The sequence below is a fragment of the Mycobacterium sp. NPDC003449 genome, assembly GCF_053588415.1.
In genome coordinates this window covers 1-18,597 of sequence record NZ_JBSFPX010000155.1, presented here as the reverse complement: position 1 = coordinate 18,597, position 18,597 = coordinate 1, and the positions used below count along the sequence as shown (strand labels likewise).

Genomic DNA, 18,597 nt, shown 5'->3' with positions numbered 1-18,597 from the left:
CGAGTGCGAGGGCCTGTACTACCGTCACCACCGAACTCAGCACACCGCCGAGTTCTCAGACCAGTAGGTCTCCGGACATGCCGGGGCGATTCAACTTTTTACCAAAAACAACATTTTATTCTTTACACACCCACTTCTTCTTGGCGAATCTTGTGGCTTCTTGAGTTAGATGTCCAATTCTCATTCTAAATGCCCAAATTGAACATCTGAATGAGAAAACGCGAATTGGCTTGAGTAGTGTGCGGCCGAAGCCCGGGTGACGAAGCAGTACGGTCGCGGCGTCGAGTATGCGCAGTTCGACGTCCCCCGCCTGATCGGCGCGCAGACGGCTGCGGCGGGCCCTCTTGTGATGGGTAGGCGGGCCGGCATGATTGCGCTTGGCGCTCGCCGCGCAGGTGAACTGCGAGTAGGGCTGCAACCCATTCCTCCGCGGAAGAATTCGGTGAACCACCTTCCCGCGGGCCTCGGCGCCGCGCCCAGCGTGTGCGATCTGTTCTGTGATCTGAGCAGCTGTAGCTGGCTCTGAGGGGGCGAATGGACTGCGCCATTGCCCATGAAGGCCCTGCCTCATGTATCGCTATATTACTGCTTCCATATAATCACGAGACAGTGGTAGCGTCGCCCCTACGCTCGATGGCGTAGGTCACAGCCTGTCGGTTCCGCCGGTCGTGTCACTTCCGGCCGGGATGCTGATCTGAATATGCAGGGCTGCAGATCTATTGACCAACCAGTCGTGATCGAACTGAACAAGGAGGCAGTAGCCGATGCGTTTGGCAACTGATATGGGTGGGACTTTCACCGACCTGGTCATCGAGGATGACCAGGGTGCCTTACGAAAATTCAAACACCCGACCACGCCAAGCGACCCACTGCGGGGCGTGTTCGGTGCGATATCCCTGGCTGCAGAAGACATGGGCATTCAACTGGACGAATTGCTCAGTCGAACAGAGACTTTCATCCATGGAACTACCCGTTCGCTGAACGCGATCCTCACCGGTAATACTGCGCGAACCGCGTTCTTGACAACGCAGGGGCATCCCGACATCTTGCTGTTTCGGGAAGGGGGCCGATCCCAGCCCTTCGACTTCACCAGGGAATACCCTCGTCCCTACATTCCCCGTAGCCTGACCTTCGAGGTGGACGAGCGCGTCGGCGCCGACGGGTCAGTGGTCAAACCACTCAACGAAGCGAGTCTGCGTGACTCAATCGAGGAGTTGCGACGGCAGGACATCGAGTCCGTCGCGGTATGCCTCCTGTGGTCGATCGCGAATCCCGCCCACGAGATCAGGGTTGGTGAGATCCTCGCCGAGGAACTGCCAAATGTCCCATTTACGTTGTCCCACCAACTAAACCCGATACTTCGCGAGTACCGGCGCGCGTCCTCTACGGCGATTGATGCCTCGATAAAGCCTTTGATGGGCTCGTACCTGCGTGCCCTCAGCCAGCAGTTGACGAGCAACGGATTCGACGGGCGCCTGCTCATCAACACCTCGGGTGGTGGTGTCAAGGATGCCGATGACATCGCGGAGGCGCCGATCCACACCATCAATTCCGGGCCGGCCATGGCTCCGGTGGCAGGCAGATTCTATGCGCGCACTGATGCCGACAGCGATCTGGCCATCGTCGCGGACACCGGGGGGACCAGTTACGACGTATCGGTGGTTCGACGAGGACGGATCCCGGTAACCAATGAGGCCTGGCTGGGCGGCAAGTACGTCGGCCACATGACCGGCTTCCCTGCGGTTGACGTGCGTAGCGTCGGCGCCGGAGGCGGTTCGATCGCATGGGTGGACGACGGTGGCATGCTCCGGGTGGGCCCGCAGAGCGCCGGCTCCGAACCGGGTCCGGTCTGCTACGGATGGGGTGGCTCGGAGCCGACCGTCACCGATGCATGCCTGGTTCTCGGCTACATCGATGCCGACCATTTCCTGGGCGGCAGAATGAAGTTGGACATCGAGGCCGCCGAGGCCGCGATCAACGACGTCGTCGCTGAACCGCTGGGCCTTCCGCTTGCCGACGCGGCCGCGGCAGTTCTGACTCTGGCCACCGAACACATGGTCGGCGCGATCGAAGAGATCACCCTCAACCAGGGCATCTCGCCTGCAGATGCGGTGCTGATCGGTGGCGGCGGGGCGGCCGGTTTCAACACGGTGGCCATTGCGCGGCGGCTCGGATGTCGGCGGGTTATCGTGCCCGCCCTGGGCGCCGTGCTGAGCGCAGCAGGAGCGTTGATGTCGGACCTACGGTCGGAGTACGCCGCGACCAAACTCACCACCAGCGGAGACTTCGACCACGTCGGTGTCAACGACGTATTGCGGTCACTGCACAATCAGTGTGTCGACTTTGCCTCCGGATCGGGAAGCGCTGCGGTGCAAACTCGTATCGAGTTGCTCGCTGAGGTGCGCTACCCCCATCAAGTATGGGAACTCGAAGTGCCGCTTCGTATTCTGGAGTTCTCCGACGCTGCCGACGTCGAGGCCTTGCGGCAGGATTTCCACGCGGCACATCAGGAAGTGTTCGCCGTCAGCGACCCGGACTCACCCATCGAGATCGTGAGTTGGCGTGCCCGCGTGAGCTGCGCTCTGGGAGGCCGTGTTCCGACCCTTGCCCAGCCGCGGCGGGTTGAACCTGAGGTGGGACGGCGGTCGGCATACTTCAAGGAACTCGGCAGGACCGATACCGCGGTATTCCATTTCGACCAGCTCGAACACGGCTCGGAAGTCACGGGACCGGCGATTATCGAGTCTCCGGTCACCACTGTGGTGATTGACCCGGGAGCGACGGCCCGTCGCAGTTCAACCGGCAGCCTCGTCATCGACCTCACCTGACCAATTGCGTGAGAGTAGGAGATTGCAGCGAAATGTCCACTAAAGATTTTTATTCGGTCGATGGTGTCCAACTCGCCGTCCTGTCGAGTCGGCTGGAGAACATCGCCCTCGCCATGATGAACACCCTGGCGCGTTCTGGCCGCTCGGGTGTGCTGAACACAGCGCGTGACTTCTCGTGTTGCATTGTGACCGCCGACGCGCGGCTGATGGCAATGGCCGAGAGTCTGCCGATCCATGTCATGCGGGGTCCCGACCTGATGGGCCGGTACATGGCGGAAACACACCCGAATCTCGCAGCGGGTGATGCGTATCTGCATAATTCGCCATACCACGGCAACTCGCACGCGGCAGATCACACGATTCTGGTACCCGTGATCGTCGAGAGCCAACACCGGTTCACCGTGCTTGTGAAGGCGCATCAGGCGGACTGCGGAAACGCAACACCGACAACATATTCGACGACGGCATCGGACGTATACACTGAAGGTGCACTCATCTTTCCATGCGTGCAGGTGCAGCGTGACTATGAAGATATCGATGACATCATCCGTATGTGCCGGGCCCGTATCCGCGTACCAGACCAGTGGTGGGGCGACTACCTGGCGATGATGGGTGCCGCGCGAATCGGCGAACGCCAGTTGAACGAACTCGGCAGCGAAGTCGGCTGGGATGTCCTCGAGAACTACACCGAAGCCTGGTTCGACTATTCCGAGCAGCGAATGATCAACGCCATCAACAAGCTACCGGCGGGGCGTGTCTCGGCGAGCAGCTCACATGATCCGTTCCCGGGATTGCCCGACGGAGTTCGCATCAATGTCACCGTCGATGTCAAACCCGAGGACGCCACCATCGAGGTAGACCTGACCGACAATGTCGACTGCCAACCCAGTGGTCTGAACCTCACCGAGGCGACGTCCCTGACCGCCGCCATGATCGGGGTGTTCAACTCGATCGGTCCAGGAGTCCCGCCGAACGCCGGCAGCTTCCGGCGGTTGAGTGTCCGACTGCGGGAGAACTGTATTGTCGGCATTCCGCGCCACCCGGCCAGTTGCTCGGTGGCGACAACAAATGTTGCCGACCGGGTGGCCAATGCGGTGCAGGCTGCGATGGCCACACTGGGTGACGGCGTGGGTATGGCGGAGGCAGGCGCGTCACAGCCCCCGGCCTGGGCGGTGCTGTCGGGAACGGACTCGCGCAACGGCGAGCCCTTCGTCAATCAGATTCTGCTGTCGGCGGTCACCGGTGGGCCCGGTGGGCCTCAGGCAGACGGGTGGCTGACGCTGGGGCATGTCGGAAATGCCGGCATGATGTTGCGGGACAGCGTCGAAATCGCAGAGATCCACCACCCGGTGCGGGTGGTCCAGCAGCGCATCTTGCCCGACACCGAGGGAGCAGGCAGGTTCCGGGGCGCGCCCGCGGCGCTTGCCGAGTATGGCCCCATCGAAGAACCCCTGGTGCTTGTGTACGGCAGCGATGGCGGTGTGAACGCGCCCAAGGGCGTTCGGGGCGGCCGCGACGGTGGCCCGGCCCAGCAGTTCATCCGAGACTCGAACGGACTGCAAGCCGTCGGGCCGGCCGAGCAATTGACCCTGACCGCTGATCAGACTGTCGTGTCGATCTCGTGCGGCGGTGGTGGTTACGGCGACCCGACAAGCCGGGAACTCGACCGGGTCGTCGTCGATGTCGTTGACGGGATCATCACCCGGCAACGTGCCAAGGACGTCTATGGAATTGTGCTGCAGTGCGATTCGATGGACCTCGATGTTGAGGCGACCGATCGGCAGCGTACGGCGCTCGGCCTCGATTCCTGACTCGACAGATCTGACCACGTAGGTGCTGCCATATCCAACAGGTGGCGCCCCACACCACAAGCCAGCTCATGTTCCTGTCGTGCCCATTGTCGAAGGGTAACTCTCTGATGACTGATGTTCCGGATACTGACCGTTCTTTTGCGGCTCGTTCGTTTCTCTTCACGCGAGATAAGTCGCTCGGCGAGGAGGCCGCCGAGGACTACGCCGGACGGAAGGTGCCTTACCACTGGAAGCGGCCAGTACGCAGCCTCGCGATCACGCTGTTTGGCTGTGCCACTTCTGTATTCGCCTTCGCGCTCGGCGGGCAGATCGCGCTGACTAGCGGAATGCCCACGTTGGTGGTGGCATTGATTGCGGCGTATGTGATCTCGCTGCCGGTGACCGCCTTGGTCATGTGGCACACGGCTGGTCGGAGCATGGACACCGATCTACTTTCCCGCGGCGTCGGCTACGGCTACCGCGGGTCGGCATTCACCGCTTTGGTGTACGCGGCGAATTTCATCATGTACTCCGGATTTGAGACTGCGTACCTGGCCTCCGCGATCCATGGCTACTGGGATGCCCTGCCGCTGTGGCTGTGGTACCTGATCACCGCGATGATCGTGGTGCCGCTGAACTGGTTTGGCATCAGCCAGATGCACTGGCTACAGAAGTGGAGTATGCCGATCTTCATCGTCGGCCTCATCTGGGTGATGTATGCGGCGCTGCAACGTCCGGCGATCACCGTCGAGGGGGCCCATGTGGGGTGGGATACCGTCCTGCCGGCGCTGGGAGCGGTGCTGGCCAATGTCGGCCTCTGGATTCTGGTCGTCTCGGATTACTCGCGGTTCACCCGGCAGTCTGACCGGAAGAAGGCCATCGCAGTGGCCGGAACAGCCGGTCTGGGAATCAATTTCATTGTCCTGCCGCTAATCGGAGGCTGGTTGGCCCTGCACGCGGCGACCGCCAATCCGGGCACCTATGCGGTATCCCTTACGGGATTGGCCGGACTGATCTGGGTGGTGGTCACGCAGTTGCGCGTCCAGGAGGGCAACTACTACCTCGGCTCGCTCTCGCTGTCCACGTTCGTGTCCCGGACCTTCGGTATGCGAGCGTCTCGTCCGGTCTACCTCACCGTGGTGGCGCTACTGGCCTTCGCCCTGGCGATGATGGGCATCACCGATAACCTGACCGAAACCCTGACCTTCATGGGTGTATTCCTGATGGCCTGGGTCGGTACGGTGCTGGGTTCCCTGCTGGCAGAACGTCGTAGGCTGAGCACGGGCGACACGTGGATCGAGCATCGGCGGCCGTACCTCAAGAGCTGGGGCTGGCCGGCACTGACGGGTCTGGGTGTCGCCAGCGTCGTCGGAGGTGCCATGGCGCTGTTCGACAAACCGTCTCCCTACGGAGGGTTCCTGGGAGTCCTGGTGGCGTCGATCCTGGCCCCGGCGATCACCCTGCTGTTCTGGCGAAAGCCCATCACCATGATTCAGTCCGAGAACAAGCCCCCTGAGGCATGGCGTGACGCGGGCACGAGGTCGGACACCGTGGAGGCACAGATAACCTGCGTGGCGACCGATACACCGGTCCTTCTCGTCGACGCTTGCGAATGGCCGCCGACCAGTGGTCGTATCGTGGCCGCCCGCGTCGCTGAAACGGAGTGACGCCAGATCGCGGCCGGCGGCTGCGAATCGCAGTCGACGAACGAAACCCAGGCCGAGTGCTCATGCCTCGACGCTCAACCACATCGATACCGCTACGGCACTGATCGATGTGGTGGAACCGGGTCGTGCCTTCGGCTTAGGCTGGTCGGGGCGGTGCTCAACCGCCGGCTGGCAGCCCGGTGGCGTTGTTCAACTCCGACCTGAAGTCGGCCGCTTCAATCCGGGCCTTGACTGCGCAGAGGAATCTGGCGGCATCGGCCCCGTCGATTAGCCGGTGATCGTAGGTCAAGGAGAGATAGGACATGGAGCGGATGTCGACGGACTCGGAACCATGTTCGTCCCGGACGACGGTGGCTCGTGCGACAACGGCTCCGGTGCCCAGGATGGCGACCTGGGGCTGATTGATGATCGGCGTATCGAACAACGCGCCCCGTGAACCCGTGTTCGTGACCGTGAACGTCCCGCTGGTCAGGTCATCCGCGGTCAATGCGTTCGCTCGGGCCCGCTGCGCGAGGTCGGCTGTCGCTCGGGCGATCTGGGTGATATCGGCCTTGTCGGCGTCGCGGATCACCGGAGCGTAGAGACCGCGCTCGGTGTCGACCGCCAGGTTCAGATGGATCCCGCCGTGATAGGTGACTGTTCCTTCGGCGGTGTTGATCGACGCGTTCAGCGCGGGGAAGTCGACGAGGATGTCGGTCACTGCGCGGAGGAAGAAGCTGGTGAAACCGAGCTTCACACCGTTTGCGTTGGCAAACGCCGGCCCGAAATGCTTTCGCAGCCGGTTGATGTCGGTGACGTCGACCTCGACGACCGTCGTCAGTTGTGCCGAGGTCTGCAACGACTCAACCATCCTCGCCGCGATGGTAGACCGCAAACGGGACAGCTTCTCGGTGCGATCCGACCGAGCCGCCACGACGGTGGAATTGTCCTGCTGGAGAGGCAGATCCGCCAGCCTGATGCGGCTGTTGCGCCCGGACCCTCGCAGGGAGGAGATGTCGAGGCCGCACCGGTTGATCTTGAGGCTGACCAGCGGGCTCAGGTAGGAGTTCTGTTGTGCGGCGGCAGCGGAGGTCCCCTTGGCGGCGCTGACGGCTGCCAACACGTCGGACTTGCGGATCCTGTTTCCGATTCCACTGCCCTTCACCTCGGCGAGGTTGACGCCGAGGTCACTTGCGAGGCGGCGCACGAGCGGTGTCACATAGGGTTTGATGGCCGAGGGGTCGGTGACGGCGGCCGTTGCCGCAGCCGGAGTCGGAGGCGGAGGCGTCGCGACGGTCTCATCGGCAGCGACCTCATTGATCGACGCCAGTGCAGCACCGATCGCCAGCACGTCCCCCTCCTCGGCGTAGACCGCAGACAGCCGACCCGAGGCCGGCGCGCTGACCTCGGTATCGACCTTGTCCGTGGAGATCTCCACCAGGGGATCGCCCTCCTCGACGAGATCACCGGGGAAGCGCAGCCACCGACTGATGGTGGCGTCGGTGACGCTCTCTCCGAGTTCGGGCAGGATGACGGAAGTCGGCATGGGGGTCCTTGTCCGGGATGTGAACGGCCGCGAAGCCGGCGAGTAGGGAGATGCGGTCAGACGCGGGCCGGCGCGGCCAATTTATGTCCGGCATCGACAATGTCGGCGGCACGAGGCAGAACGGCGGCCTGCAGCGCCGGCGCCGACGGCACCCGCAGATCGTTGAGCCCGATGCGGGTGACCGGTGCGGCCAGGGTGTCGAAGTGGCGTTCGGTGATGTGTGCGGCGATCTCCGCACCGAATCCACCGGTGAGGTTGGCCTCGTGTACGACGATCACCCGACCGCCGCAGGTGAGTACCACCTCGGCGATCGCCTCGTCATCGAGTGGACGGAGCCAACGCAGGTCCAACACCGCTGCCTGGATCCCCGCCGACGCGAGTTCCTCAGCGGCGGTGACGGCTTCGTGCAGCATCGAACCCCAGGTGATGATCGCGAGATCGGCACCCTCGCGGTGCTTGCGGGCACCGGCGGCCGTCTGCACGGTACCGCCGGCGGTGACAGGGCTGCTGACCTGGTACAGGTTGCGGTTCTCGATGAGGATCGTGGGATCCGGGTCGGCGATCGCGGCGCGAGTCATGTCGTAGGCGTCCTGGGCGGTGGCGGGCAGACCGACTTTGATACCGGGAATGTGCGCCAGGACGGCCTCGATGCTCTGCGAGTGCTGAGCGCAGGAACCCGGCGTTACACCCTGCTGCATCCGGACCACCAGGGGTGCGCTCAGGCGAGACCGGTTGATGTAGCGCACGTTGGCGGCTTGGTTGATGATCTGGTCCAGCGCGACGAAAAGGAAGTCGGCCCACATGATCTCGACGACCGGTCGCATCCCCTCCAGCGCGGCACCGACGGCGGCGCCCAGGATGGCGGCCTCGGCGATGGGCGTATCGAAGATGCGGGTGTCGCCGTAGTCCTTGTGCAGACCGCGGGTGACACCGAAGATGCCGCCGGCGTGCCCGACATCCTCACCCCAGATCGCGACCTCGGGGCGGTTGTCCATCTCGGTGCGCAGCGCCAGGTTGATCGCGCGCAGGTAGGTCAGATCCTTGGCGGGCTCGATCGGGCTGCTGGGCCGGTTGTCGGCGGAGTCCGGCGCGAACACATGCGCGCGGACATCGGCGATATCGGGTGCGGGCATCGCGCGCACGCGGCGGGCGACGTCGTCGATCAACGCGTACACCTGCTCGTCGATGTCATCGATCTCGTCCTCGGACAGGCTGCCTGCTTCGACCGAGGTGCGGATCAGCCGGGCCAGGGCGTCACCATTGCGGGCGGCTTCGGCATCCTCGGCGGGGCGGTAGTGCTCGACATCTTTGTTGTAGTGTCCGGACAGCCGGAATGTCTTGCATTCCAACAGGGCCGGACCGTCGCCTCTCCGGCACCGCGCTGCGGCGGCCGCGACGGCTTCCTGCACGGCGAACGGGTCGTTGCCGTCGACGACGCGGCTTTCGATGCCCAGCGCGCGGCCGCGCTCGGTGAGATCGGTCAGCCGGTTGATCTTTGCGATGGCGGTCATCTCGGCCCAGCCGTTGTTCTCGCAGAGGAAGATCACCGGCAGGTTGCGGGCCGCTGCGAAGATCATGCCCTCGGTGGTGGCGCCCTGGTTCATCGCGCCATCTCCGATCGACGTCACGACCACGCGGTCGGTGCCCAGGTACTGCGATGCCAGCGCCACCCCGTCGGCGATCGGCGCGCCGGCTCCGACGATGGAGTTCTCGCCGAGGAAACCGTTATCGGGATCGCTGAGCAGTGGGGATCCGGCCCGGCCGCCGTTGACGCCGGCTCTGCGCTGGGCGATTTCGGCCATCAGCGCCTCGGGGGACGTGCCGCAGGCCAGTGCCCAGCCGTGCCCGCGGTAGGTGGCCAGCACCCGGTCCTGCTTCTGCAGACCCGCCAGTGTTCCCACCGGGATCGCCTCCTGCCCGAGGCAGAGGTGGATGGAGCCGGCGATCAATCCCTCTCGGCCGAGGTCGAGGATCTGCTCTTCGAATCGGCGGATGGTGGCCATCTGTCGGTACGCGGCAGCGGCAGACAACGCGGGGGAACTCACAGTACTTCTCCTATGCGAAACGGGGGCGCGGTGGCGCGTGGGCTAGCTGAAGGTCAGGATGGCGCGGCCGCGGACTCGGCCGTTGATGAGATCCGTTATGGCCACGTTGATTTCGTGTAGTTGATAGCGGTCGGTTACCAGCGCCTGCAGGTCGATATCGCCGCTCTGGCACCATTCGGCCAGCCGGGGGATTTCGACGCCGATATCCGACGGCACGCCCAGGCTGGCGATGGCGGTCTTCTGTCCGATCAGCAGTTCGCGGCCGCCGACCCCGATTCCGGGTGCCGGGACACCGACGATGACAAGATGCCCACCCCGGGACTGGCCGAGCATGCCGCGGCGGACCACCGAGAGTGCGGTGTCCAGGGTGGTTTGGTGGGCGACGCAGTCGAAGACGAAGTCTGCTCCGGCGGGTGCGTCCGGCCTGGCGGTGATCTCCAGCAGGGCGGTCACCGGGTCCTGCGCGGCGGCGTTGACCGTATGGGTGGCGCCGAACCGGCGCGCTAGCTCGAGCTTGTCATCGGAGACATCCACTGCGGCGATGACCGATGCCTGGGAACGCCGGGCCGCCGCGATCGCCGATAGGCCCACCCCGCCGGCACCCCAGATGACGGTGGTCGCCCCGCGGAAGACCTGCGCCGCGCGGGTTACGGCCGAAGCGCCGGTCATCACTGCGCAGCCGAGCACCGCGGCGGCGTCGGTGGCCACGTCGCGGGGGATCGCCACGGCATAACGCTGATCGATCAGGCTGTGGGTGCCCCAGGTGAACACCATCTCGTCGGTGGTGGCGTACTCGCCGCCGGCCAGCGTGGTACCCGCACGCCACGGCGTGCTGGCCCCGGGCCGCGGCACCCAGGACACCGATACGGCGTCGCCGGTCTGCACCAGCGTCACGTCGGGGCCGACGGCCTCGACGATGCCGCACGACTCATGGCCGAGGAAGTAGGTGCGGTCGCGCGGTGCGCGGATCTCATGGAGCTGGCTGTGGCAGATGCCGGAGCCGAGATTGCGAACAAGCACCTGTCCGGGCCCGGGGTCGGGCAGGTGAACGTCCTCGATGACGAACTCGGAGGTGTCGGCTCGCAGTACGGCTAGCTGGGCGTCGGTAGGCATGTCTTCGATCTCACCTGTGTGGTCGGGGCGGTCACGGACCGCTGTGCTGTGCACGACATTAACATCCATTCAGGATTCTATGGAATACGTCAAATGACGATATATATCCGTCGGATTCAGGGCTCCATCGACAGGGCTCCCGGCGGGTATCCAAGCGTCAACGTGTCACGTGCAGCTAACACGGAACCTCAGGCAATGTATCTCTATATTATGACTTCCGTATAATCATGAGATGGTGTTAGTGTGCCTGCTCACAGCGGTCGGGTAACGGTTCCTGACGAGCACCTGACAGGTGAGGAAACGAAAGAATGTTCACCGAAGCTCAAGCGCCGGCGTCACGGCCGCCAGCCAAATTGATGGGCACGATGACTCTGGCACTGATGGTTGTGGCCATGGCGTCCCCGGTCGGCGTCGTGGTCGGTACGGTTCCACTGATGTTCGGCGCCGGTAACGGTGTCGGGACGCCAGGAGCCTTCGTTCTCATCGGTGCGGTCCTGGTGGTGTTCGCCTTCGGCTATGCGGCGATCGCGCAGGCGCTGCCGGCGGCGGGAGGGTTCTTCGGATTCATTCGCGCCGGGCTGGGCCGTCGGGCAGGCTTGTCTGCAGGCTTCGTCGCGTGCACTGCGTACGCGGTGATCACCGTCTTTGTGGCGGCCCTACTGTCCTACTTCGTCAGTACGTTCTTCAGCGCCCGGCTGGGCTTCGAACTGGACTGGGTCGTCTGGGCGATCTTGGCCATGGCCATCGCGACCACGCTCATGTTCTTCGGGGTCAAGGAAAGTGCTCTGGTGACCGCCGGACTGCTGGCGATCGAGTTTGTCATCCTGGGGGCCTTGGCCATCGCCGTGGTGATCCGTCAGGGCCTCGGAGCTTTTCCGCTGGCGAGCTTCTCGCCGGCTGCGGTTTTCGGCGGGTCGCCGGGGTTTGCGCTGGCGCTGGCATTCCTGTGCTTCGTCGGCTTCGAGGTGACCGCCGTGTTCACCAGCCACGTGCGAAACCCGGAGCGGACCATCGGTCGCGCCACCATGATCGGTGTCATCATCCTGTTCACCGTGTTTGCACTGGGTGCCTGGGTGGTGCTGGCCGGGCTGGGCGCCGATGAGGTGATCACGATCGCGCAGGGCCCGGATGCCGGTCAGCTGGTTCCGATGGTGGCGAGCGCCAACCTGGGTGCATGGATGGGTGTCACCTTCGAAATCGTCTTGATGACAAGCCTTTTGGCGACTTTGATCGTGGTTTTCAATACCACTGCGCAGTACACCGTGAGTATGGCGCGTACGCTCGTCCCGTCCAGCCGTCTGGTCCGTGTGCATCCCAAGCACGGCTCACCGGCAAACGCCGGAATCACGCTGGCCATCGTCATCAGCATCGTGCTGGTGGTCTGCCGGATCGCGCAGCTGGACCCCTACGTCGAGGTGGCCGGCTTCCTGGGTGTGCTGGGTGCAGTGGCGATCTTCGGTCTGGAAATCACCTGCGCAGTCGCAATCTTCGTCTACTTCAGGCGAACCGGAGACCGACGCCTCTGGACTACGACGCTCTCACCGGTGCTGGCGTCCGGCGCGCTCGCGGTATTCCTGGCGATCGTGCTCAGCAATTTCGGTGGCCTCACCGGGCAGTCGTCGATGCTGGCCGCCTGGTCCCCGTTGATCTATGTCGGGGTTGCGCTGGTCGGTTGGCTGGCCGGCGGCCGACAGTCCGCCGCGGCGGACGACCCGTTCGGCACCGTGACTGCCGGTGACCGAAAAGAGAAGGAGATTGCTGATGACAAGTGAAGGTCTGCAGACCATGGCGGTCGCCCGTAACGGCGTCGATCCCTCGCGCGACAGGGAGAATGCTCCTGTGAGCGCCGCCGAGATGCTGGAACAGATGAAGGTGCGCCGGGTCCGAGTCGAGTTCATCGACACCGACGGCCGCCTCCGCGGCAAGTATGTGACGGCGGCGAAGGCGCTCTCTAGTGGCGGTATCGGACTTCCGGAGTTCTTCTACGCGCTCGGGGTGGACGAGGGCACCTACGACGTGCCGATCGCCACCCCAGATCACGGGTACCCGGACTTCTTCGCGATCCCGGACTGGTCGACGCTGCGACCGGCCGCCGGTGAGGACGGTGTCGCGGCGGTCATCTGTGACGTTCGCACCAAGTCGAGGGAGCCCGTCCAGTTCGACGGCCGGTCGCTGCTGCGGCGCACCTGCGCCCGGCTGGCAGAGGCCGGGTTCGATGCTCTCATCGGCGTGGAACTGGAGTTCTACCTTTATCACCTGGGCGAAGATGGACAAGCAGCGCTCCGCGAGCAGCGGCCGACGCGCCTGCGCCCGGTGGGATCTACCCGGCAGACCCTCAGCGTGCACCGGTGGCCCGATCATGGCCGCTTCATCGCTGATCTCGACGCTGCCTGTGCCTCCTACGGGATCGAGGTGGAGGCGTTCTCCACCGAACTCGGCTACGGCATGTTGGAGGCGGCGCTGTCCCCGGTGCCGCCGCTGCAGGCCGCCGACAATGCGGCGCGGTTCAAACAGATCTGCAAGGACGTCGCCAGGCGCAACGGCATGCTGGCGAGCTTCGTCGCCAAGCCCGATATGCAGCAGGAGGGTGTCGGTGCGCATATGCACCAGAGCTTGCTGCGCGAGGGACGCAACGTCTTCTGCCCCGAGGACGGTGTCAGCACCGGGATGTCGGAGCTCTTCGAGCACTACATGGGCGGCGTCGTGGCCACTGCTGGTGAGCTGTCGGTGTTCCAGTGCCCGTTCGCGAACTCCTATCGGCGCCTTGACCCGAAGTTCTTCGCGCCGACCAACATCAGCTGGGGTATCGACAACCGGGCGGCGTGTCTACGTGTGATCACCGACTCCCGGTCGGCAACGCGGTTGGAGCACCGTCGCGGCGGGGCGGACTTCCATCCGTACCTGTCCATCGCGGCGAGCCTGGATGGCGGCCTGCACGGAATCCTGAATCGCATTGCGCCGCCGCCTGCCTCGACGGGTGCGGCCTACGCCGACACTCAGGCCGCGACCTTCCCGACGACGCTGCGCGAGGCTGCCGGGGCGCTGCACGGTTCCAGCCTCGCTCGGCTCTGGTATGGCGACGAATTTGTGGACCACTACGCCGCGTCGCGCATCTCCGAAGCATCCACCTATGAGGCGCTGCGTGACGGCCAGGTGCCCGACTGGGAGCTTGCACGCTACCTGGAGGTCACCTAGGTGATTCGATGGTGTGTACGGGCACAGCGCCCATACCAGTCCTCCGGAAGCTCTAGCCACAAGGATCGAGTGTTTTGATGCGACCCCTGATCGGAATCACCGGGCGCCGCCTGGCTGCGGGTGCGGTGCACAGTTACCACCCGCGCTTCGGCGACCTGCACCTTGATGTCTATTGGTCGGATAATGGCCGGCGTGTGCAGGAGGCCGGTGGCATTCCGGTACTGCTGCCCTTCGAGTCGGCGGACTCCGGTGTGATCGAACGACTCGACGGACTGCTGATCACCGGTGGTCAGGACGTGCACCCCGATTACTGGGGCGGCGACCCGAGTGTGGTGTCCGCCGACGCGGACCCGCGGCGTGACGCCAACGTTCACGACCGTGAACGGGATGCCTATGAGATTGCCCTGGTGCAGGCGGCGGTGGCACGGCGCTTGCCCGTTCTGGGTATCTGCCGGGGAAACCAGGTTGTCAACGTCGCGCTCGGCGGCACCCTGGTGGAGGATGTGTCGATTGCCGATGTGATCCACGCGGCCGAAGAGGCGCCGCCCACGCCGGGGCACGCCAACCACATCGTGACGTTTGTGCCCGGCTCGCTGGCCAATTCGATCTACGGTGCCAGCGCGCGTACCAACTCGCTGCACCACCAGGCCGTGCTGCAGTGTGGGCCCGGCCTGGAAGTCACCGGGCGCGCACCCGACGGCTGCGTCGAATCCATTGAGATGCCCGGGTTTCCGCTCCTCGGTGTGCAGTGGCACCCGGAATGGCATATGGATCTCGACCCGGTGTTCCCGTGGCTGGTCGCCGCGGCCAGGAACTACCGCCAGTTGTACACGGCTCCCGCTGCGGCGGAGGTGCACTGACACTGGGAGTTCCGAGCTCCTGCGCTCGAAATTGGCGACGCCGCCCCTGATTCCTGCTTTGGGAGTAGAGGCGGCGTCGTTTTGATATTGGAAACAACAGTTTTCAGCGGTGACATCGCTAAGTGTGCTCCGCGAACGCATCTTCCAAGCCGACGATTATCTATCGCTATATTATATATTGCATCGGCACCTGATTCTTGATTAATGTGAGTCGTGAGCCGACCGGCCGTTGATGTCGTTGCGGTCACAGATGTCCACAGGTGATGTCGGAGCGCAGTCGCGGGACGTTCACCCGCACGAGCTGCGGAAATCACGTATCGGCCGAGACTCGGCAACCGAAGGATTTGATGAAATGCAACTGGGGTTGGCGTCCGACGGTACGAGGGCGCGGCTGCGATCAGCTAAAAGTCTGTTGTGCATGGGAATTGGCGTATGCGTCGTGTTCGCGCTGGTCGCCTGCTCGGGACCGGGGGAGGGGTCTGGGGGTTCTGCCGGTGACACGCTGAGGGTCGCCGTCGCCTCCGATGTGCTCCCCAACCCTGCCCTGGGGACGGTGTACGGCGACCGGGCGGCGATCACCTACAGCCTGGCCTACGCGCCTCTGGTGCACGTGGGAACCGACGGCAGCCTGCAACCGGCGCTCGCTACCTCGTGGCGCTACATCGATGAGTCCGAATCGACCAGAAACCGGCTGTTCGAACTGACACTGCGCGATGACGCGCGATTCTCCGACGGCGCCGCCGTCGATGCCGATGCGGTGGCGGGCTGGCTGGCGTACTTCGTCGAGACGGCCGGCCCCTTCAGCGGCGTTCTGGGCCCGGACCCGCAGTTCGAGGCGGTGGATGAGCACACGGTGCGGATCCGGATGACCGCACCCAACCCCGCCGTCGCTTCGATCCTGTCCGATCAGGGCCCCAATATCGGGTTTATCGTCGCACCCGCCGCGGTCGAGAACCCGGACCTGCTCTCCAGCGGGACCTACGGTGCCGGGCGTTATCGGCTCGACAATGAAAGCTCGGTGCGCGGTGACCGCTACGCATATGTGTCCAACGAGCAGTTCTACGATATCGACGCCCCCGACTACCAGAAGGTCGATCTGCGGGTGATCGCCGATCCGGCATCCCGGATTCAGGCGCAGCTGTCCGGTCAACTCGACGTCAGCTCCGGCGATGTGGCGACCGTGGAAGCGGCCAGAGATGCAGGCCTGAACGTCATTTCGGCGGCCCAGGGAGTGGTGTTCCTGACCCTGGACACGGTGAACAACACGACGGTGCCCGCGTTCGCCGATGTCCGGGTCCGGCAGGCGGTCAACCTGGCCATCGACCGCGCCAAGATCGCCAGGGCCATGCTCGGCGAGGTCGGGGTGCCCGCATCGTCGTTCCTGCAGACCGATATCGACGCCGGGCTCGACGACCACTGGGCGTACAACCCCGAGCGCGCCCGGCAACTGCTGGCCGAAGCCGGCTACGCCGACGGGCTGAGCTTCCCGGTCCTGGTGCAGGGCGCCTATCGCGGCAATCGCGGTGAGCCACTGCTGCGCGCGGTCGCCAAGTATCTGTCGGAGGTGGGCATCGACGTGGACATCACGTCCTATCCCACCGACCCCGACTATGCGCGAGATGTCTTCGCGTACAAGGCGCCGATGGTGGCGCTGCTGGACATTCTGTCGGATACCCCGACCATGTACAGCAGCTATCTGGCCCCGGGTGCCGCGTTGAACTTCTTCGGCGGTGACCCAGAACTGGATCGGCTCTATGCCGACGGTGCGGCGGCCGAGGACCCGACCCCGGCCTGGACTCAGATGTGGCAACGCTTCACCGAGCAGGCCTTCGTGGTGCCGCTCGTGGAGGACCCCAACATCCTCTACGTAACCGGCGATGTCGGTGGCATCGAGATGAACCGGGACCACAAGACGGCACTGCCGACAGAGTGGTCGCCGGCCGGTGGTTAGCGCCACCGAGGTCGGTCCGACACAGGGATGGATGATGTGAACACCTCAGATGACAGCGTCGCCACCGTCGAGCCTGAAAGGGCTGCCACGACCGACCTTGCCGGATCGGGCTCGGGGCGGCCCGGACTGGACAGGAAGGGGTGGGCAGGCTATCTCAGCAATCCTACCCTGCATTTTCTCGTGCGTCGGGTGATTTCGGCCGTTGTCCTGCTTTTCGTGGTCTCGGTGCTGAGCTTCGTGCTGCTGGCCCTCACACCGGGTGACGCCGCACGCGCAATCCTCGGAACTCAGGGCACCGCAGAACAATACGCGGCGCTGCGGGCGCAGCTTGGTCTCGACAAGCCGCTGATAACGCAGTACTGGTCGTGGCTGTCCGATGCCGTGCGCGGCGATTTGGGGCAATCCTTGTTCACGTCGCAACCCGTCACCGAGGCCATCCACCAGCGACTACCGGTGACCCTGTCGCTGATCCTCGGTGCGCTGATGCTGAGTCTGGTGTTCGGCATTGGCCTCGGGGTGCTCAGCGCCGTGCGCGGCGGAGTGCTGAGCCGGATGATCGACGGCTTCGCGTTGATCGCCTTCGCCATGCCGACCTTCTGGCTGGGCTCACTACTGATCATGGTATTCGCCGTCCGCTTGGGTTGGTTCCCCGCAACGGGTTATGTCGACTTCTTCCGATCGCCCAGCGGCTGGTTCATATCGCTGGTGCTCCCAATCGCTGCACTGGTCACCGGTGGTGTCGCGGCCGTGGCCAAGCAGGCCCGCGAGGCCATGCTCAATGCGCTGGCCAGTGAGCACATCCGAATGCTCTGGGCCACCGGGATATCGCCGAAGTCCATCGTGTTCCGCCACGCGCTGCGCAATGCTTCACTGCCAGTGGTCACCGTCGTCGGGTGGTTGTTCGTCAACTTCCTAGGCGGCACGGTCTACGTCGAAACAGTCTTCGCATTACCGGGACTGGGTGTCATGACGGTGAATGCGGCAACCCAGCACGATATTCCGATCATCCAGGGCACGGTCGTCTACATCACCGCGCTGGTGGTGATCGTCAATCTGCTCGTCGACCTGACCTATCACGGGCTCGACCCACGAGTGAGGATCCAATGACATCGGCACACATGAATCCGGACAGCGCCGGCGAGGCGACTGCAGCCAGTTCGCCGGGGTTCATCCGACGGCTCATCGGGCGCCGCAGCGCGCTGTGCTGCCTGATCTTCCTGGCGCTTGTCGTGCTCGCGGGCCTGGTATCACCATCCGTGTTTCCAGACGTGGCCTACCAGCACGCGGCCGACCTCGACGCTGTGCGTCAGCTGCCGAGTCTCGCGCATCCACTGGGCACTGACACGCTGGGCCGAGATGTGTTGCAGCGACTATTGGTCGGCACCAACGTCACGCTGCTGGGTGTTGTCCAGGCCCTATTGGTGGTGCTGGCCGTCGGTGTGCCGTGTGGGCTGGCCGCGGGATATTTCGGGGGCCGGTTCGACAGGGCGACGATGTGGATCTCCGACGTCGTGTTCTCGATACCCGGAGTAGTGGTGGTGCTTATGGTGCTCTCGATATTCCGGCAGAGCATGACCGCCGCCATGGTGACCTTCGGACTGCTGATCACGCCGATCATGCTGC

The 18,597-nt window shown here is 64.3% G+C and carries 12 protein-coding genes; 9 read left to right on the top strand and 3 right to left on the bottom strand.

Annotated features, from left to right (window positions below):
* Window positions 1–764 precede the first annotated feature (764 nt).
* From ACWDTP_RS29070 to ACWDTP_RS29060, 3 genes are all read left to right on the top strand, one after another.
* Window positions 765–2,828 (top strand): hydantoinase/oxoprolinase family protein, encoded by a 2,064-nt coding sequence (locus ACWDTP_RS29070; protein WP_450026310.1) that lies wholly within the window; start codon window positions 765–767, stop codon window positions 2,826–2,828.
* Between the two features lie 32 nt (window positions 2,829–2,860).
* Window positions 2,861–4,639 (top strand): hydantoinase B/oxoprolinase family protein, encoded by a 1,779-nt coding sequence (locus tag ACWDTP_RS29065; RefSeq protein WP_450026308.1) that lies wholly within the window; start codon window positions 2,861–2,863, stop codon window positions 4,637–4,639.
* Window positions 4,640–4,746: 107 nt separating this feature from the next.
* Window positions 4,747–6,285, top strand: coding sequence for a purine-cytosine permease family protein (locus tag ACWDTP_RS29060; protein ID WP_450026306.1), 1,539 nt, complete (start codon window positions 4,747–4,749; stop codon window positions 6,283–6,285).
* 157 nt (window positions 6,286–6,442) lie between these two features.
* Here the strand turns inward: ACWDTP_RS29060 and ACWDTP_RS29055 are convergent, their stop codons facing one another.
* Genes ACWDTP_RS29055 through ACWDTP_RS29045 form a run of 3 tightly spaced genes read right to left on the bottom strand, consistent with a single transcriptional unit; the run spans window position 6,443 to window position 10,968 of the window.
* Window positions 6,443–7,810, bottom strand: coding sequence for a 2-oxo acid dehydrogenase subunit E2 (locus tag ACWDTP_RS29055; RefSeq protein ID WP_450026304.1), 1,368 nt, complete (start codon window positions 7,808–7,810; stop codon window positions 6,443–6,445).
* A 56-nt stretch (window positions 7,811–7,866) separates the two neighbouring features.
* Window positions 7,867–9,855, bottom strand: coding sequence for an alpha-ketoacid dehydrogenase subunit alpha/beta (locus ACWDTP_RS29050; protein WP_450026302.1), 1,989 nt, complete (start codon window positions 9,853–9,855; stop codon window positions 7,867–7,869).
* A 42-nt stretch (window positions 9,856–9,897) separates the two neighbouring features.
* Entirely contained in the window at window positions 9,898–10,968 is a 1,071-nt protein-coding gene (locus ACWDTP_RS29045; protein WP_450026300.1) for a zinc-binding dehydrogenase, read from the bottom strand.
* A gap of 308 nt (window positions 10,969–11,276) precedes the next feature.
* Here ACWDTP_RS29045 and ACWDTP_RS29040 point away from each other — a divergent pair, with 308 nt between their 5' ends.
* The 6 genes from ACWDTP_RS29040 to ACWDTP_RS29015 form a co-directional block, all read left to right on the top strand.
* Window positions 11,277–12,740, top strand: coding sequence for an APC family permease (locus tag ACWDTP_RS29040; RefSeq protein WP_450026298.1), 1,464 nt, complete (start codon window positions 11,277–11,279; stop codon window positions 12,738–12,740).
* Window positions 12,730–14,163 carry a glutamine synthetase family protein gene (locus ACWDTP_RS29035; RefSeq protein ID WP_450026296.1) on the top strand — a complete coding sequence of 478 codons (1,434 nt, stop codon included), beginning with the start codon at window positions 12,730–12,732 and terminating at the stop codon, window positions 14,161–14,163. Before ACWDTP_RS29040 ends, ACWDTP_RS29035 begins: the two co-directional genes overlap by 11 nt.
* Window positions 14,164–14,240: 77 nt before the next feature.
* A complete protein-coding gene (locus ACWDTP_RS29030; protein ID WP_450026294.1) occupies window positions 14,241–15,023 on the top strand; it encodes a gamma-glutamyl-gamma-aminobutyrate hydrolase family protein in 783 nt (260 codons plus the stop codon).
* A gap of 418 nt (window positions 15,024–15,441) precedes the next feature.
* The gene (locus ACWDTP_RS29025; protein ID WP_450026292.1) at window positions 15,442–16,974 is read left to right on the top strand and encodes an ABC transporter substrate-binding protein; all 1,533 of its coding nucleotides are present in this window, start codon (window positions 15,442–15,444) and stop codon (window positions 16,972–16,974) included.
* Window positions 16,975–17,010: 36 nt separating this feature from the next.
* A complete protein-coding gene (locus tag ACWDTP_RS29020) occupies window positions 17,011–18,081 on the top strand; it encodes an ABC transporter permease (RefSeq protein ID WP_450026290.1) in 1,071 nt (356 codons plus the stop codon).
* The coding region (locus ACWDTP_RS29015; protein WP_450026288.1) for an ABC transporter permease at window positions 18,078–18,597 on the top strand (520 nt) is incomplete at its 3' end. The genes ACWDTP_RS29020 and ACWDTP_RS29015, both read left to right, overlap by 4 nt.